Source organism: Phytobacter sp. RSE-02 (assembly GCF_040578655.1).
In the GTDB taxonomy this organism is placed as follows: domain Bacteria; phylum Pseudomonadota; class Gammaproteobacteria; order Enterobacterales; family Enterobacteriaceae; genus Phytobacter; species Phytobacter diazotrophicus.
The window spans coordinates 726,245-743,277 of record NZ_JBEULY010000001.1 but is presented as its reverse complement, the minus strand read 5'-3'; the positions used below and the strand labels follow the sequence as shown (position 1 = coordinate 743,277).

Genomic DNA, 17,033 nt, shown 5'->3' with positions numbered 1-17,033 from the left:
ACTGTCTATGATGTGGAGAAATGGAATATTGTTTATAACTATCTTATTTCTCACAGAACGCCGGGAATGGATGGGACATACGTAGGTAAATTGGTTGTAGTGAGGTAATACTCATGAGATATTATATTTTATTACTTTTACTATTTTTCTCTATCGATGTGTCAGGAGAAGAAGTCTGTGAAAAAGAACCAAAATATTTGGAATATTACCACCTCAAGCAAGAATTAGAAAATAGTCACACATCAAATGAAAAGATTTATCATATACTAGAGCAACAAATTAAAATTCTTGAGACATGTTATGAAAAACCCAGAGAGGACCTTTATGATTTCAGAAATAAAATGTATTCATATAAAATCAAAGGCAATAAAATTAAAGCAAGTAATATTTACGATTGTGATAGTATTTCCAGTAATAACCTATGTCTGAAAAAAGGCCGTGTTGACTGGGATTGGACTGATAGGATATATCCCAGATCCAGTTCAATATTAAGAAGACCGATACCAGATAAAAATAATATAGAATTCCCATTTAGAGTTGATGGATATGAATTAGCCACAATAACCCTCACATACATTGATAACTTGGGAAATAAAATTAATCGTCCAATAAAATATAAGAAAAATAACAATTTTGTTTACACCTCAGTTAATGTAAGTGAAGTTTATGATAAAAAAATTGTTATTGACAATCAATTCTCAAATTCTTGGTTGATTGTTATTTATAAAAATACAAACGGAAAATATCTTAAGGCCGTATGGTATTATGCTGAATGAGACCTCATGCAAACTGATTTATAAAGACATGATGAAATATATAAACATGGGTTACGAAAAGGTGGTCATTCTGGTGGTTTTGACAACCCCATTTTTAGGTTTAGCTTACCAATCAGCCAGTTAATGGCTAAGGCGATCCCAGTCAGAGGAGCCAAATTTGAAAACCCGCTTAAGGCAACTTAAGCGGGTTTTTGCTTTTATGGCCTCACATCCCCTTCTCTGCCAGCGCCTGCAATTGGCCTTTCAGCCAGTCTGTTGCCGCACGCTTACCACTGCGCTTATGCGAATAAATTTTTACCTCAAACGGCGGCACGGCAAAGGGGAGTTCAAAAAGCGCTAATTGCGCCGCCAGCTTCATCTTCCCGGCGGCAAAACGCGGAATAGCGAGCAGCAGGTCGCTCTGCTCAATAATGAACGGCGCGCTGAGCATCGAGGGGGTTTTTATCGTCACCTGCCGCGTATGCCCCATCCGTTCCAGTTGCAGATCCAAAATACCCTGCTTCTCGTTCCAGGGGGTGACCACCAGATGCCTGGCCGCAAGATAATCTTCGAGCGTGAGCCGCGTGCGCTGGCTGTTACTGATGACGACATACTCATCTTCAAACCAGACAATCTCATCCAGTTCTGGATGCGCCACATCATCCGGCGCACTGAACCCCAGCGCCAGATCAATCTCGCCGGCAAGCAATTCCGTCAACGCCGGGCTATGCGGTAAATAACGCAACTCAAAACGCAGTCCTGGCGCAGTCTCCTGTAACCGATTCATTAAGGCCGGAAAGATACAAAATGCGGTGAAATCCGTAATAGCAATCTGAAAACAATCGGTACTGCTGACCGCCTCAAACGCAGGTTGTGGTGTCAGTTCCTGATTAAGGGACTTCAACGCCGGAGCGATAGCGGGTGCGAGCTGGGTCGCATACACGCTGGGACACATCCGGTGACCTTCGCGAAAGAACAGTGGATCGTTCAATGTGACGCGCAGCCGTGACAGCGCATGACTGAGGGCAGACGTACTCATCGCCAGCTCCTCGGCGGCCGCTCTGACGGAACGATGCCGATAGATAGCGTCAAAAACGGGCAAAAGGTTTAGATCAAGACGTCGTAAAGCATGATGCATAATATTCATCAACCAGTGATTTCATTGCACTTAATTCTTTTAACAATACCCCTTATGCTTAACGCCAGCAATTTGAACCCACGCATAACAGACAGGAAGAGAAATGAGCATCACGATTCGCCAGGCACGCCCAACGGACGCAAATGCAATTTATGACATGATTTATGAACTGGCGGTGTACGAAAAAGCCCCGGAAGAAGTGGTGACCACCCCGGACGAAATTAAGGCCACTCTGTTTGGTGCCGACAGTAAAACCGAAGCGTTAATCTGCGAGATCGACGGTAACGTGGCGGGTTATGCGGTCTTCTTCACCAGCTACTCTACCTGGCTCGGACGCAACGGTATCTATATGGAAGATTTGTACATTTCCCCGGACTATCGCGGCGCAGGGGCAGGCAAAGCCTTACTGAAATACATTGCGCAGTGCGCGGTACAGCGTAAATGTGGTCGTCTGGAATGGAGCGTGCTCGACTGGAACAAACCCGCAATTGATTTCTACCTGAGCATCGGCGCACTGCCGCAAAGCGAGTGGGTACGCTATCGTCTTGATGGCGATGCGCTGCTGAAATTTGCGGAGTAAACTGCAACGCGCGTATCCCCCGACTGCATCCGTATGCGGGGGACGCTGTTTTCAAATCTGGTAATCAATCACCTCTTCGTCCGGCTCCATCACCTGACGTTTGATATCCTCAACCGACAGCCCTGCATTACAGAGCTCAATAAAGCGCCAGACATAATTGCGCTGCAGTTGACCGCGTTTAAGCCCAAGCCAGACGGTATTGGCATCGAACAGATGACGCGTATCCAGCCGCACCAGCTTGCCCTCTTCGTTTTCCCCGCTCGACTGCTCGGCCACCAGCCCAACCCCCAGCCCCAATTCAACGTAGGTTTTGATGACATCCGAATCCTGCGCGCTGAGCACAATATCCGGCAGCAGCCCCTTGCGACCAAACGCTTCATCAATACGCGAACGTCCGGTGATCCCCTGTCGATAGGTGATAAGCGGCCAACGGCTGATCTCCTCAAGCGTAAGAGGAGAGGTTTGCAATAAGGGATGATCTTTAGGAACCAGCAGGCTGTGATGCCAGCGGAACCAGGGGAAAGCAGCGAGAGTGCTGTCGTTGCTGAGTCGCTCACTGGCGATGCCAATATCCGCGCCACCATTGTGCAACAGCGTCTCAATCTCCTGCGGCGTCCCCTGAATCAGCTCAAGACGAACTTCGGGGAACAACGCGCGAAACGATTTAATCACCGTAGGCAGGCTGTAGCGGGCCTGTGTATGCGTTGTCGCAATCGTCAGCACGCCGGATGTGTCATTCGTGAAAAGGTCAGCGAGGCGGCGCACATTGCTCGCCTCATTGAGAATACGTTCGGCTATTACCAACAGCGCTTTACCCGGCTCGGTCATCCCCAGCAGCCGTTTGCCCCGACGGATGAAAATCTCAATCCCCAGCTCTTCTTCAAGCTCGCGGATATGACGACTCACCCCGGATTGCGATGTATAGAGCATGTTGGCGACTTCGGTCAGATTATAATCCCGGCGCGCCGCTTCCCGGATAATTTTCAGTTGCTGGAAATTCACCCTTCCCTCCAGGGCCATCAGACATGACGCTATTGTTAAAGTCTGAGGCCTGGCAGAACAAATAATAAAAACCAGCATGTTATTCCATAATGGAATAACGCTTAACTTACCAACTGCAACTCCTGGCTGTCCATCGCCGGGCGGCTTACCAGAGACATAAGAATATCTTTTACCGCCTGTGCCTGCGGCGAGAGCGTACCGCGGGCAGAAACGTTCAGAGAGAGCGGTAAATTCATCGACGGCGTGGTAATACGCGCCATCCAGCCGTTCGCCGCACTGCTCAACGAACGGGCGGCGGATTCCGGCAGCACCGTTACGCCCATACCACTGGCAATCGCCGCCGTGAGAGTGGCGATCGATTCGATTTCGCCGATGATTTTTGCCGTCAGGCGACGCAATGAGAACGCTTCGTCAACCCGCAAACGCACCGCGCTGTAGTCACGTGGCAGGAACAGGTTCATCTCTGCAACGGCTGTCAAATCAACGCTTTGTCCTGGGCAATCGCGCGTGCCGACCAGATACAGATCTTCTTTCAGCAGCGGTAAGCTGTTGATGCCGGAACCGGGTGCGCGCTCATACAGCACAGCCATATCGAGTTGACCACTCAGGAGCTTGTCGTTCAGTACCGTACCGCTATTTTCATGCAAATACACGGTCACTTCCGGTAACTCTGAGCGCACCGCCTGCAACAGCGGCATCGTTACAGAGGAGGCTGCCGTGCCCGGTGCAAGACCGATGGAGACCTGTCCACGCAGGCATTGCCCCACGTTGTTCACCGCCAGTTGTGCCTGTTCGCACTGACGCAGGATAGTCCGCGCATGGGCATAGAGGATCTTGCCCGCTTCGGTCGGCGTCACGCCGCGCTTAGTGCGAATCAGCAACTGCTGATCCAGTTCGCCTTCCAGCGTAGCAACCTGCTGGCTCAGCGCGGGCTGCGCGATATGCAGTACTTCAGCGGCCTGAGTCAGGCTGCCGATATCGACGATTTTTACGAAGTATTTCAGGCGTCTTAAGTTCATTTTGCCTCCTGTTCGGAATACCAGTGCCAACGCCGGCAGTCATGTTGTCGGAGGAGTTGCAATATGCTTGCCAGTTTTAGATAAGTCATCTGACCATCGCTAACAGGCTGGATAATAAGAGATTCTGATAACCAGGGGGGATATGATTACTGAAACAGTGGTTTGCCCGATGCCCCATAAGAGACTCCTCTGCCTCATGATGGTGCAAACAGGCGGCAGACTGACTATCTTGCAGGCGCATTGTCGAAATAGTCGACAAACAGAACGTGAAAGGTATTGCAGCCTTTGACAAGGCGATCAGGCATCGTTAATATGCGCCCCGTTCACACGATTCCTCTGTAGTTCAGTCGGTAGAACGGCGGACTGTTAATCCGTATGTCACTGGTTCGAGTCCAGTCAGAGGAGCCAAATTTAGAAAACCCGCTTAAGGCAACTTAAGCGGGTTTTTGCTTTTCAGCGCAGCGCACGCTGTTCATTCGACAAATCCGCAGTGGGCACTTATTCTTTTCTAAGGTTTTACCGGAAGATGCCGATGATACTGTGAGGCTTTGTCCTCGCACTGTTAGATTTTTTGTTTGTTAACAATAGGATGATCGAAATGGATACATTGCAAATCGCATCATTATCGACCAGTCTCAGTGCTTATAACCTCCAGAACCAGGTCAGCACCATTGTCCTGAGAAAAGCGCTGGATAACCAGGAGGCAACGGCAACCGGTATCATTAATCAGATACCTCAGGTGCCGGCAAATCCGTCAATTGGTCGTCACGTGAATACCACCGCATAAGCAAGTTTGCCCAATTACGCTTGCGTTTATTGGGCATTCCTGAGTACCTATGCTGCCAGGCCCGCCCAGATGCGGGCTTTTTTATCTGTGGCTTACAACCGTTCGTTACTCAAACCAGCGCTGTGCGCGGACTCGCTGATGTTCACCGGCATCCCGGAGCGGCGTTCAAGCACCTCAGCCGCCCTCAACGCATCCACGCCCTCGCCTTTAATGACAGCATGTAGCGCCGGCGTCAGAGGCAACGGGACTTTATTCGTGGATTCAAACTCGGCGCGATTGCGCGATAGCGGTTCGTGGACTTCAACCCAGCGGCTGCCATCTGGCTCTATGGTCGCTTTCACCGGCTGGTCAATCAACTGCACACGGGTGCCCACCGGCACATTATCGAAGAGGTATTTGATGTCGTCATTACGCAAGCGAATGCAGCCCTGACTGACGCGCAGCCCGATACCGAAATTGGCGTTGGTCCCGTGGATGGCATACAGCTTGCCGATATAAATAGCATACAGCCCCATCGGATTATCCGGCCCGGCAGGCACCATAGCAGGCAGGGTTTTCCCCTCTTTGGCATATTCGCGGCGGGTGTTCGGCGTGGGAGACCAGGTGGGACCTTCCTGCTTACGTTCAACAGCAGTAACCCAGTTACGTGGCGTTTCGCGTCCGGCCTGACCAATGCCAATAGGCAGGATCTCAACGGTATTGCTGTCTTTGGGATAGTAGTAAAGGCGCATTTCAGCGACATTCACTACGATGCCCTGACGCACCGTGTCGGGCAGAATGATCTGCTGCGGCACAATCAGTTCGGAACCCGCTTTCGGTAAGAAAGGATCAACACCGGGATTAGCCTCCAGCATATTGCTCAACCCCTGGCCGTACTGCGCGGCGAAGGCCTCCAGCGGCAGCGTATTACCCTGCGGCACGGTGACGATCTGCACGCTGCCGACCAGGCGGCTTCCCTCCGGCGGCAACGGGTAACTCACCGCCAGCACGCTCTGACCGGCGAGCAAAATAAAAAGGCCATAAAACAGTTTAATACGACGCATGATTTCCTTTCCTCAGACGCGACAGGCGTAGCCTAATCATAGTCTTTTTTGTCCCTGTCTCGCTAATGCTCACGGGTTATACAACGAACGCGTAATGCGACCCATCAGGCAGTTCGATATCAAGACGAAGCTTACCGCCAGTGGCTTCAACGTAGTGCTTAAGCGTCGACAGTTTTAAATCGCGACCCGGTTTTTCCATTCCCGCCACCGTAGGCTGCCGTATCCCCAGTGCATGCGCCATTTCCACCTGCGTTTTTTGCACTTTCTCACGCAGTTCGGCCAGGTGAATGTTCAGGAGAGTCTCAGTCGCCATCGACTCAGCCTGCGCCACAACCTCTGGTTTTTCTTCCGCAAGCAGTTGTTCCAGCGTTTTGCCCATATTTACTCCTCTTTCTCTGGTTTTTTCAGATAGTTTGCATATTCCTGCTCAGCTCGCGAAATCATCTCGGCGTAGAAATGTTTTTCATTTCCAGCTTTACTTCCTGCGCACAGCACAATAGCCGCAAAGTGATAATCTGCAATGTGAAAGAAAATCAGGAGAAGCGCACTTAATCGCAGCCAAAACCGGAAGCAAGGTTCCAGACTTCCTTCATGCACCATATCGCCCTTCCCCTCGCTTCGCTTGCTAAGCATTCCGATTGCGCGTAGGCTGGCGACAATTAAAACCAACCGGTCTAAATTATGAGTAACGAAACGGTCGTTGCGCAAAAACCCCGGCGTGGCAGGCCTCCAAAGGTCGAACGCGCGTTTACTGATACCCGCCAGGAATTGATTCGTTCAGGTCTGGCGGTGCTGACGGAGACGGGATATTTGTCGGCGGGTATCGATGCGGTCATTAAAAATATCGCCGTACCGAAGGGATCGTTTTACCACTGCTTTAAGAGCAAACAGGAATTTGGCATGGCGGTGCTTGCAGCCTACGGTTCCTTTTTTGCCCATAAATTAGACAAATTCCTGCTTGATGGCACCCTGCAGCCGCTTGAGCGGATGGCCGCTTTTGTGCTTCATGCGGGCCAAGGGATGGCGAAATATCAGTTCCGCCGCGGTTGTCTTGTTGGCAACCTGCTACAGGAGTCCCCCCTCTTACCCGAAGCGTTCCCCCAACGATTAAAAGCGATCCTCGAAGAGTGGGAAACGCGCGTCGCCCGTTGCTTTACCGAGGCGCAAGCGCAAGGCGTTATCCCGCAGGATGCTTCGCCGGAAAAACTGGCGCGGGTGTTCTGGTCCGGCTGGGAAGGCGCGGTGATGCGCGCCAAACTGTTCCAGTCTGCCGACCCGCTGAATCAGTACTGGGAATTCTTTTTGTACAGCATTACCCAAAAATAACACCTGCACAGGACGGCCCTGCGCCGAAAACCACAGTCAGACGAGGAAAACTCAGTCATGAAAGCTTTAGTTCTGGAACAGATTGAAAACAAAACCCTGGCAGCCGTGAAAGATATCGCTCTGCCCGCCCTCGCCGATGGCGATGTGCTGGTCGACATCGACTGGTCCAGCCTTAATTACAAAGACGCGCTGGCGATCACCGGTAAAGGGAAGATCATTCGTCAGTTCCCGATGGTACCGGGTATCGATTTCTCCGGTCGCGTCAGCGAAAGCCGCGATCCGCGCTTTGCTCCCGGCCAGTCGGTGATCCTCACCGGCTGGGGCGTGGGCGAAAACCACTGGGGCGGTCTGGCCGCACAGGCGTGTGTAAAAGGCGACTGGCTGGTTTCTCTGCCAGACGCGCTCAGCGCCCGCAACGCAATGATTATCGGTACCGCAGGTTTTACCGCCATGCTCTGCGTGGATGCGCTGGTTGAAGCTGGCGTGAAACCGGAAAGCGGTAAAGTGCTGGTCACCGGGGCCAGCGGCGGCGTTGGCAGTACCGCCGTTGTGCTATTGAAAGCGCTGGGTTACACCGTTGTCGCGGTCTCTGGCCGTGAATCCACCCACAACTTCCTGCGCCAGTTAGGTGCCGATGAAATTCTGCCGCGCAGCGATTTCGAAGAGACCCGTCCGCTGGAAAAACAGCTATGGGCCGGTGCCGTCGATACCGTCGGCAGTAAAGTACTGGCAAAAGTACTGGCACAGACAAACTACCGTGGCTGCGTTGCCGCCTGCGGCCTGGCGGGTGGCTTCGATCTTCCCACCACCGTGATGCCGTTTATTCTGCGTAACGTCCGCCTGCAGGGTGTGGACTCCGTGATGGTGCCGACCGCTGAACGCGCTGCGGTCTGGGCGCGTCTGGCCAGTCTGTTGCCGGAGAGCTACTACCAGCAGGCATCCACTGAAATCGGCCTGGAGCAGGCTCCGGCGTTTGCCGCCGATTTCCTGAGTAACAAGATTCAGGGCCGTACGCTGGTGAAAATCAACGGCTAACGTTTACCCCGGCGCGCCCTGTCGCGCCGTCTTCGCACCATACGTCCCGTTAGCACCCCATTATCATTAGATTTGCGCACTCAATGCGCGGCAATGGCATTGAAGGCAGGCATCCTCCGAAACCCATCATCCGGAGTTATTGTTTCATAAAGCTGTGACATACTATCGTCTACAGCCGTACACCTGTGAAACAAGGAGTTAATGATGAATAAAAAGGGTGCACATCTGACCCCGGAACAGGCACTGGATCAACTGGAAGCCCTGTATGAGCAGTCAGTGTCGAACCTGCGTGCAGCCATCAGCCGTTATATCGAAGATGGCACGCTACCCACGCATGAAGCACGCGCCAACGGCCTTTTCGTCTACCCTGAGCTGTCGGTAAGTTGGGATGGCAGCGCCACCAACCCACCGAAAACCCGCGCTTACGCCCGTTTCACCCACTCTGGCTGTTACACTACCACCGTCACCCGCCCCACCCTGTTTCGCAGCTATTTACACGAACAACTCACGCTGCTGTGCCAGGACTATGGCGCACATATTGAAGTAGGGCTATCAGCACATGAAATCCCGTATCCCTATGTTATTGACGGCTCGGAACTGACGCTGGACCGTTCAATGAGCGCCGGGTTGACCCGCCATTTCCCCACCACCGAACTGGCGCAAATTGGCGATGAAACCGCCGACGGTCTGTTCCATCCTACCGAGCTCTATCCGCTGTCGCATTTCGATGCCCGCCGCGTGGATTTCTCACTGGCCCGTCTGCGCCACTACACCGGCACCCCAGTGGAACACTTCCAGCCGTTCGTGCTGTTCACCAACTATACCCGCTACGTAGATGAGTTTGTCCGTTGGGGATGCAGCCAGATTCTGGACCCGGAAAGCCCCTATGTTGCCCTCTCCTGTGCGGGCGGCCACTGGGTCACTGCTGATACCGATGCCCCGGAAGAGGCCATCTCCGATCTGGCCTGGAAAAAACACCAGATGCCGGCCTGGCATTTAATCACCGCCGACGGCCAGGGCATAACCTTGATTAACATTGGCGTCGGCCCGTCAAACGCGAAAACCATTTGTGACCATCTGGCGGTGTTGCGCCCGGATGTATGGATGATGATTGGCCACTGCGGCGGCCTGCGTGAAAGCCAGTCGATTGGTGACTATGTGCTGGCGCATGCTTATCTGCGAGATGATCACGTGCTGGATGCCGTACTGCCCCCGGATATCCCCATTCCCAGTATCGCCGAGGTGCAGCGCGCGCTGTACGATGCCACCAAAGAGGTGAGCGGCATGCCCGGCGAAGAAGTCAAACAGCGCCTGCGTACCGGCACCGTGGTCACTACCGATGACCGTAACTGGGAGCTGCGTTATTCCGCGTCGGCGCTGCGTTTTAACCTGAGTCGCGCGGTGGCTATCGACATGGAAAGCGCCACCATTGCCGCCCAGGGTTACCGCTTTCGCGTGCCGTACGGCACATTACTGTGTGTCTCTGATAAACCGCTGCACGGCGAAATCAAACTGCCGGGTCAGGCCAACCGTTTTTATGAAGGGGCGATTTCCGAGCATTTGCAGATTGGTATTCGCGCCATTGACCTGCTGCGGGCAGAAGGTGATCGGTTACATTCACGTAAACTGCGCACCTTTAACGAACCCCCGTTCCGCTAACAATAAGGAAGGATTCTTATGCAAACCCCAACACCGCTGGCAGCACTGCGTACACAGCTGGCGGCCATGGATGTCGACGGCATGATTGTGCCACGCGCTGATGCCTACCAGAGCGAAGACTGCGCGCCGCACGATAACAAACTGGCCTGGCTGACCGGCTTTAGCGGCTCGGCGGGCCTGGCGCTGATCCTGCGTGACCGGGCGTTGATATTTGTCGACGGACGCTACCAGGTGCAGGTTCGCCAGGAGGTCGATCTCAACGCATTTGAGATCCACCATCTGCACAATGAGCCGCTGGCGCAGTGGCTTAACGACTCGCTGCCCGCTGGCAGTCGTATCGCCTTTGAGCCGTTGCTGATGGTCAACAGCCAGTTTACCGCACTGGAGGCGACCCACTGTGAACTGGTGGCGCTGAATAACGATCCGTTTGATGCCATCTGGCACGACCGCCCGCCGGCCCCCTGTGGAGCAATCCGCGAAATGCCGCCGGAAATCAGCGGTGAAACCAGCGAGGCGAAACGTACACGCGTTGCACAGCTTCTGGCAAAAGAAGGTGTCGATCTGCTGGCCATCACCCAACCGGATAATATCGCCTGGCTGTTGAATATTCGGGGGTCGGATGTGGCGATGAACCCGGTCGCTCACTCATTCGCCCTGCTCAGCCGTGACGGAGAGATGGAGTGGTTTATCGATGCGGCGAAAACGCATGCCTTATCGGATGACCTGAAATCTTCCCTGCGGATCTCCGCATGGACCGATTTTCTGCCCCACTGTCAGCAAGCGGCCGCTGGCAAGAAAGTGATGCTGGACGCCGATTACGCCCCGGTCGCCCTGCGTTTTGCTATCGAGCACAATGGCGGCGACGTGGTCTGGCACGCGGACCCCATTACGCTTATCAAAGCGCATAAAAACCCCGTTGAGCTGGAAGGTTATCGCGACAGCCACCGTCAGGATGGCGCGGCGTGGGTTAACTTCCTGGCATGGCTGTCGCGTGAAGTTCCGGCACGCGAAGCCGCAGGCAACCCGCTGACCGAACTGGAAGCGCAGGCAAAACAGCTTACTTTCCGCCAGCAACAGGCCGGTTTCATTGAGCAGAGCTTTAGTACCATTTCCGCTTCTGCCAGCAACGCTGCCATGTGCCACTATCACGCCAGCGAAGCCACCAACGCCGCCATTACCCGCAGCAATTTCTACCTGAATGACTCAGGCGGCCAGTATCACAATGGCACAACCGATACCACGCGCACATTGTCGTTTGGCCCCCTGTCTGATGAACAGCGTTTGCACTATACCGCCGTACTGAAAGGCTTTTTGTCGATGCTGACGCTGCAGTTCCCGAGCGGCACGCAGGGGCACCAGATCGATGCCTTTGCCCGCCGCGCCCTCTGGGAATTAGGCCTCGATTTCGACCACGGTACCGGGCATGGTGTGGGACATCAGTTGTTGATTCACGAACAGCCACATCGCATAGCCAAAAAGGTCAACCCATGGCCGCTGGTCGCCGGGAATATCATGACCATCGAACCGGGCTATTACCTGGCCGAGCGCTACGGCATTCGCATTGAAAACCAGGTGGAGGTCGTAGAAAGCCAGCCCGGATTCTGCCGCTTCTCATCGCTGACGCTGGTGCCAGTGGATCTTAGCCAGGTGGAGTGGTCGCGGCTCTCGGAGCAGGAAAAACAGTGGCTTGATACCTACCACCAGCAGGTTCGCGCCACGCTTTCGCCGCTGGTCGACAGTGATGCCAGAGCATGGCTGGATGCAGCGACGGCCCCGGTGTGCACTTATATGGGTTAAACAATATAAAGCCTGCACAGATTTAATGTGCAGGCTTTAATGTGATGGCGAGGTTTTACCGTTTTAAGCATTATTCCCCTTTTTATTCAAAGGTTATTTGCCCCCCCCTTTACCACTACCATTGAATATTGCGGATAAAATACATCAATGACATACCTTTCTTGACATAGCCTTACTAATAGCATGGTATTGTGTTTCTGCATTAACACCCAGTCGCTATCGTAATATCCATTAGGATTTTTCCTAAGTCAAATTGATTAATTCTTATTTTCTTTAAGACAATGAGAGAGTTATTGATTTTGCTTTACGCAGCTATATAGAATAAACCAGCCAATACCAGGATGCCCAGGGGTTTCAAGGGAATGAAATTTTTAATAAATATTGATAATGATACATTGTTCTCTACTGGCATCGTCGGTTTAATTCGTGACGCTATTAAAGAATGCAATGTCTCTTCGCCTTCTCTTTCCTCAGATTTTAGCGTTGAGAATATTCACAAAGCCGATTTCATTTTCATGACCGTCTGTGCCGGTGAATATTATTTATGTTTTAAAGACTTAATTAACAGAAAAAAGTCAGTTAAGATTTTTGTTTTTGTCGCCAGCGACAATATTCCCCCCAAGCATAGCCTGCCTGACTGCATTAAAGACGCGCAGTTTTTTGCCTGTAAAGAGCGTTCTTCCGTGGTTTACGATGCCATTGTCAGCGCTATTCACAGCTATCCGGCAGCAAAAGAACGCGCCAAAAGCGCGGGAAAATGCGCTTACTCCTGTATTAATTGTAACTACCGTGCCCTCTCCTTTACCCAGGAGAAGATTGCCTATGGTTTAAATGCCTGCATGGGCATGAACGATATCGCCGATCGTATCGGTATCACCTACAAGACGGCCATTAGTCATAAAAAGAATATTATGAATAAATTCGACCTGAACAGTAAACGCGAACTGTATGAATTTATTGCTTGTTATCACAAAAAGAAGCATTAGTGCTTATCATGGAGCTAACGATGCTTTGCCGATTAAAGCATGCCTTACTTGCCAATAATATCAACCTTTACTACCAACCTATTTACTCTGCCTGCACAAAAAAGATTGTCGGGTTTGAAGCGTTATTGCGATGGCGTGATTCGCGATTCGGACGAGTCTGCCCGGAAACATTGATCGGGCTCGCCGTTGAAAATGGCCTGATGAGTACCGTTTCGCTCTATGTTATTAAAAAAGCCATTGCCGAAATGGCGACATTATTGGCCCGGCACGGACTCTTATTAAACCTGAACATCACACCTGGCGATCTGAATTCCATCTCATTTAAGAAAACGCTGCTTAATGAACTTGCGCGCCATCAGCTCAATGCCTCGTCCATTGTACTGGAGATAACCGAGGTCAGTTGCAACGATACCCAGGCGCTCATGACTAACGCGACACAGTTCAGACAACACGGTTTCCACCTGGCGCTGGATGATTTTGGTAAAGGTTGTTCAAATCACGAAAGGCTGCTCAGCCTTCCCGTAACCGATGTCAAAATAGATAAATCCCTGACTCAGGCACTGTGCGCAAATACTCTACACGGAGAAAAAATCCTGAGCATGTGCAGGGTGCTGTATGAACGACCTTACCGGTTAATCTTTGAAGGGATTGAGTTCGCAGAACAACTGGCCTGCATTGCACAATGGTTTCCCCGCGCCCGCGCGCAGGGCTGGTATTTCGCTAAAGCGCTGCCCATAGAGGGCGTGCGGGCGTTACTGAACGAAGCCTCACCCGACGCCGTCATACAACGCCTGGCCTGACGGTCAGGGGGCAATCATCACCTGCACATTCGCCAGTTCAAGGGCCGTCGCCAGCACCGCAGGCGGTGCGCTATCTGTTATCAGCAGATCGATATCCTGCCACTGCGCCACCTGCACCAGCGACATATGCTGGAATTTTGCAGAGTCGCAGAGCAGCACTTTAAAGCCGGAACGACGAATCAATACCCGTTTCATTTCCGTCTCATCCAGTGCGCTATCGTAAATGCCCTGGCTGGTAATGCCCGATGCGCCAATAAACGCAATATCAAACCAGAACTGCTGGAACTGCTCAATAGCAGACGGCCCGACAATCGCCATCTCGTCATCACGCATCATTCCCCCAGCCAGATAGACTTCCGGTGCCTGCGCATAGCGGCCCAGCGCATGGGCAATGCGCACACTGTTGGTGAAGATTTTCAGACGCTCATGCTTCACCAGTTCGTCGACCATAAACAGGGTTGTGGTGCCGATATCAAGCGCCACGCTCTGGTAGCGCCCGGCCACCTCAGCAGCCATGCGGGCAATGCGCATTTTGCTCTCCCGATGAAGGGAAAGACGTGCGTCAAAATGCGCCGGAAGCGGGTCCATAATCGGCTGGCTGACCGTTTCGGTCAGTACCGCACCGCCATGTACCCGGCTGAGTTTCCCCTCGGTTTCCAGTTCGGCGAGATCGCGGCGTACTGTCATCTCCGAGACCGCCAGCTCCGCTGAGATATCCACCACTGTCACGCGCCCCTGCTCGACCAGCATGTTAAGGATCCGCTTTTTGCGTTCCTGAGGAAGATAACGGGCCTGAATCTCGGGTTTCGCTGACATAACGATAGGTACTCTGTTTCGGGTTAAGGAGGGGCTTAAACGATATAGCTCACAATATTAAGGGGAAGTGGTGTGATTTAAAACCCAATTTGTTCGAATGTGTTCATTTCTTTGCGCGGAACATCCCTTTTCCGCGCGAAACTGTGCGAATCAAAACCAGTCGAGGATCCGCGTCAGTGAGGTGATTTCTGTTACCCCCAGCTCAGAGGTGGGTGACGCGCCATAAAACGCGACGTGCATTCCCGCGGCCTGCGCCGAGCGCATCCCGGTCGCGCTGTCTTCAACCGCCAGTACTGCCGCCGCAGGCAGTCCAAAGGCCCCGAGCGCATGTTGATAAGGTTCGGGCGCCGGTTTGCCATGGTGTACATCATCCAGCGTCACCACCACATCAATAAACTCACGCACACCCAGCGCCTCAAGATTCGCTTCGACTATCCGTCGGCACGAATTCGACACACAGGCCTGTTTGATCCCTTTCGCCGCCAGCTTGCGGATGGTTTCGCGGCTGCCGGGAATAGCAACCAGTTCGTGGCGGTGGTCATGGTAGTAGTCTTCAATCGCCGCCAGCCACACGGCCTGGTCCAAATCGGCGGGCAACTCTGCGCGCAGGGCCAGCCAGACATCGTTAATGTGCACACCGTAAAAGCGCGTCTCGGGAATATGGCTCAGATCCAGCCCGAAGCGCTGGCAGACAGCCAGCAGTGCCCGGTGATGAAGTGGTTCGCTATCGACCAGCGTGCCGTCAACGTCCCAGGCAATGGCAGTAAATTTCATGGTGTCTCCTGGCGGGTCAGTGGACGACAGGCTTCATAGAGCTGGCGGAAACGCGGATATCCCTCATGGTAAACATCAGCATGTTCAGGCCGTGGGGTAATCACATCTTTGAGGTTGACCCAGGCGCTGGCCCCCTTCCAGTCTGTCGACACCCCGACACCCATCGCCGCCGTCCAGGCTGCCCCCAGGCAAGAACCGGGGTGGCCGTCCAGGCGAGTCAGCGGCTCGCCCAGCACATCGGCGACAATCTGCATCCACAGTTTGCTTGCCGAACCGCCATCAGAGACGATGTAGCGTTTTACCGGATATCCGATATCCACCAGCGTGTCGATATGGTGTTTGATGGCATAGGCGTAGGCTTCGAGCAGCGCGCGCCAGATATGCCCCGCGTCGTGGCTGAGCGTCAGGCCAAAGAGGATGCCCCGGGCATTTGGATCATGTAACGGGGTTTTCTCCCCCAGAAAATAGGGCAGGAAAATCAGGCCGTCACTGCCCGCCGGGCGGTTTTCCGCCATCGCGTCCAGGTACTGATGGATACTCATGCCCTTTTCACGTGCCGCCGCTTCATGCTGTGCCGCGAAGTTCTGCACAAACCAGTTCAGCCCCGAACCGCCGGTCGACATACAGCCGTTGGGCATATAGCAACCCGGCACAAGGTGATAATCCAGATACAGACGCGGGTCAGGGGTAGCGGTTTGCGTTACGGTCAGAATATCCACCGAGCCACCGAATTTGAGCAGCACTTCGCCAGGCGAGGTCACCCCCGCGCCGAGCGCGGAGGCAATCAAATCCGCCGCCCCGCCAATCACCGGCGTGCCTTCACTGAGCCCGGTCCAGGCCGCCGCCTGCGCGGTAACCGCGCCGATAATGTCATGAGAACGGACCAGACGGGGGACCGCATAACGGGGAAGATGGGCAAAGGCAATCAGTTCGTCATCCAGGGTATTGCTGCTGATATCAACAAAACCCGCCTCCAGCGCCCAGTTCTGCTCAATGATTTTCTCACCCGTGAGCTTCCAGTTAATAAAATCATAGGAACCGAACACCGTCGCAATCCGTTCAAACACTTCCGGTTCATGGTGTTCAATCCAGCGGATTTTCGCTCCCACCAGTTGCTGGTTAATACCGTTTCCGGCGCGCTCTAAAAACTGCTGACTGTCCATTTCGCAGCGCATCTGCTGCACTTGTGCGCCGCTGCGACCATCGCTCTGTTGAATGCTCGGACGCAGCAGGCGGTCTTCGCCATCCAGCAAAACCACGGCAGGCAACATCCCGGTCACGCCAATGCCAGAGATTTCACTCGCCGCAATACCGCTTTGTGTGAGCAGTTGCTGGCAAATTTCGCCGACATTCGCCCACCACTGCTCCGGCGACTCCTCCGTCCAGCCGTTGTGCGGGGCGGAAAGCGTAACCGGTCGGGAGGCCGTACCGAGTACCTTATCGGGCAGGCCGATAAGGATGCCAATCGTTGAGGTCGTACCAATATCAATACCTAACAGATACTGCATCTTATCCT

General features: G+C 53.2%; 17 protein-coding genes, 1 tRNA gene and 1 pseudogene. 10 read left to right on the top strand and 9 right to left on the bottom strand.

The window, feature by feature from the left end; genetic code table 11:
- The first annotated feature begins 113 nt into the window (after positions 1 to 113).
- Positions 114 to 776 carry a hypothetical protein gene (locus ABU190_RS03365; protein WP_354690383.1) on the top strand — a complete coding sequence of 221 codons (663 nt, stop codon included), beginning with the start codon at positions 114 to 116 and terminating at the stop codon, positions 774 to 776.
- Between the two features lie 205 nt (positions 777 to 981).
- Here ABU190_RS03365 and ABU190_RS03360 read toward each other — a convergent pair whose 3' ends face one another.
- Positions 982 to 1,905 carry a LysR family transcriptional regulator gene (locus ABU190_RS03360; protein ID WP_354690382.1) on the bottom strand — a complete coding sequence of 308 codons (924 nt, stop codon included), beginning with the start codon at positions 1,903 to 1,905 and terminating at the stop codon, positions 982 to 984.
- 91 nt (positions 1,906 to 1,996) lie between these two features.
- On the opposite strand from ABU190_RS03360, the gene ABU190_RS03355 reads away from it, so the two are divergent.
- Positions 1,997 to 2,473 (top strand): GNAT family N-acetyltransferase, encoded by a 477-nt coding sequence (locus ABU190_RS03355; protein ID WP_071196365.1) that lies wholly within the window; start codon positions 1,997 to 1,999, stop codon positions 2,471 to 2,473.
- Between the two features lie 51 nt (positions 2,474 to 2,524).
- Here ABU190_RS03355 and cbl read toward each other — a convergent pair whose 3' ends face one another.
- Positions 2,525 to 3,475 carry an HTH-type transcriptional regulator Cbl gene (gene cbl / locus ABU190_RS03350; RefSeq protein WP_041851852.1) on the bottom strand — a complete coding sequence of 317 codons (951 nt, stop codon included), beginning with the start codon at positions 3,473 to 3,475 and terminating at the stop codon, positions 2,525 to 2,527.
- 101 nt (positions 3,476 to 3,576) lie between these two features.
- Positions 3,577 to 4,494 (bottom strand): nitrogen assimilation transcriptional regulator NAC, encoded by a 918-nt coding sequence (gene nac / locus ABU190_RS03345; RefSeq protein ID WP_041851853.1) that lies wholly within the window; start codon positions 4,492 to 4,494, stop codon positions 3,577 to 3,579.
- 332 nt (positions 4,495 to 4,826) lie between these two features.
- On the opposite strand from nac, the gene ABU190_RS03340 reads away from it, so the two are divergent.
- A tRNA-Asn gene (locus ABU190_RS03340) sits at positions 4,827 to 4,902 on the top strand.
- Between the two features lie 190 nt (positions 4,903 to 5,092).
- Positions 5,093 to 5,281: a YjfB family protein gene (locus tag ABU190_RS03335; RefSeq protein WP_041851854.1), complete on the top strand. Its 189-nt coding sequence runs from the start codon at positions 5,093 to 5,095 to the stop codon at positions 5,279 to 5,281.
- 92 nt (positions 5,282 to 5,373) lie between these two features.
- Here ABU190_RS03335 and ldtA read toward each other — a convergent pair whose 3' ends face one another.
- The 3 genes from ldtA to ABU190_RS03320 form a co-directional block, all read right to left on the bottom strand.
- Positions 5,374 to 6,324 carry a L,D-transpeptidase gene (ldtA, locus tag ABU190_RS03330; protein ID WP_354690381.1) on the bottom strand — a complete coding sequence of 317 codons (951 nt, stop codon included), beginning with the start codon at positions 6,322 to 6,324 and terminating at the stop codon, positions 5,374 to 5,376.
- 76 nt (positions 6,325 to 6,400) lie between these two features.
- Positions 6,401 to 6,703: a helix-turn-helix domain-containing protein gene (locus ABU190_RS03325; RefSeq protein ID WP_354690380.1), complete on the bottom strand. Its 303-nt coding sequence runs from the start codon at positions 6,701 to 6,703 to the stop codon at positions 6,401 to 6,403.
- Between the two features lie 2 nt (positions 6,704 to 6,705).
- A complete protein-coding gene (locus ABU190_RS03320) occupies positions 6,706 to 6,924 on the bottom strand; it encodes a hypothetical protein (RefSeq protein ID WP_354690379.1) in 219 nt (72 codons plus the stop codon).
- An 81-nt stretch (positions 6,925 to 7,005) separates the two neighbouring features.
- On the opposite strand from ABU190_RS03320, the pseudogene ABU190_RS03315 reads away from it, so the two are divergent.
- The 6 genes and pseudogenes from ABU190_RS03315 to ABU190_RS03290 all read left to right on the top strand — a co-directional run bounded on the left by ABU190_RS03315 (position 7,006) and on the right by ABU190_RS03290 (position 13,927).
- A pseudogene (locus tag ABU190_RS03315) lies at positions 7,006 to 7,826 on the top strand (TetR family transcriptional regulator C-terminal domain-containing protein).
- On the top strand, positions 7,756 to 8,685 hold the full coding sequence (locus tag ABU190_RS03310; RefSeq protein WP_354690424.1) for an MDR family oxidoreductase: 930 nt from the start codon (positions 7,756 to 7,758) through the stop codon (positions 8,683 to 8,685). Before ABU190_RS03315 ends, ABU190_RS03310 begins: the two are co-directional and overlap by 71 nt.
- A gap of 204 nt (positions 8,686 to 8,889) precedes the next feature.
- A complete protein-coding gene (locus ABU190_RS03305) occupies positions 8,890 to 10,344 on the top strand; it encodes an AMP nucleosidase (protein ID WP_354690423.1) in 1,455 nt (484 codons plus the stop codon).
- An 18-nt stretch (positions 10,345 to 10,362) separates the two neighbouring features.
- The gene (locus ABU190_RS03300) at positions 10,363 to 12,141 is read left to right on the top strand and encodes an aminopeptidase P family protein (RefSeq protein ID WP_354690378.1); all 1,779 of its coding nucleotides are present in this window, start codon (positions 10,363 to 10,365) and stop codon (positions 12,139 to 12,141) included.
- A gap of 362 nt (positions 12,142 to 12,503) precedes the next feature.
- A complete protein-coding gene (locus ABU190_RS03295; protein WP_354690377.1) occupies positions 12,504 to 13,127 on the top strand; it encodes a LuxR C-terminal-related transcriptional regulator in 624 nt (207 codons plus the stop codon).
- 20 nt (positions 13,128 to 13,147) lie between these two features.
- Entirely contained in the window at positions 13,148 to 13,927 is a 780-nt protein-coding gene (locus tag ABU190_RS03290; RefSeq protein ID WP_354690376.1) for an EAL domain-containing protein, read from the top strand.
- A gap of 3 nt (positions 13,928 to 13,930) precedes the next feature.
- On the opposite strand, the gene ABU190_RS03285 is transcribed toward ABU190_RS03290, so the two are convergent.
- The 3 genes from ABU190_RS03285 to ABU190_RS03275 form a co-directional block, all read right to left on the bottom strand.
- Complete coding sequence (locus ABU190_RS03285) at positions 13,931 to 14,743, bottom strand: DeoR/GlpR family DNA-binding transcription regulator (RefSeq protein WP_071196356.1); 813 nt, start codon at positions 14,741 to 14,743, stop codon at positions 13,931 to 13,933.
- A gap of 150 nt (positions 14,744 to 14,893) precedes the next feature.
- Complete coding sequence (locus ABU190_RS03280) at positions 14,894 to 15,517, bottom strand: HAD family phosphatase (RefSeq protein ID WP_354690375.1); 624 nt, start codon at positions 15,515 to 15,517, stop codon at positions 14,894 to 14,896.
- Positions 15,514 to 17,025: an FGGY-family carbohydrate kinase gene (locus ABU190_RS03275; RefSeq protein WP_354690374.1), complete on the bottom strand. Its 1,512-nt coding sequence runs from the start codon at positions 17,023 to 17,025 to the stop codon at positions 15,514 to 15,516. The genes ABU190_RS03280 and ABU190_RS03275 overlap by 4 nt, the downstream gene beginning before the upstream one ends.
- Positions 17,026 to 17,033: the final 8 nt, after the last annotated feature.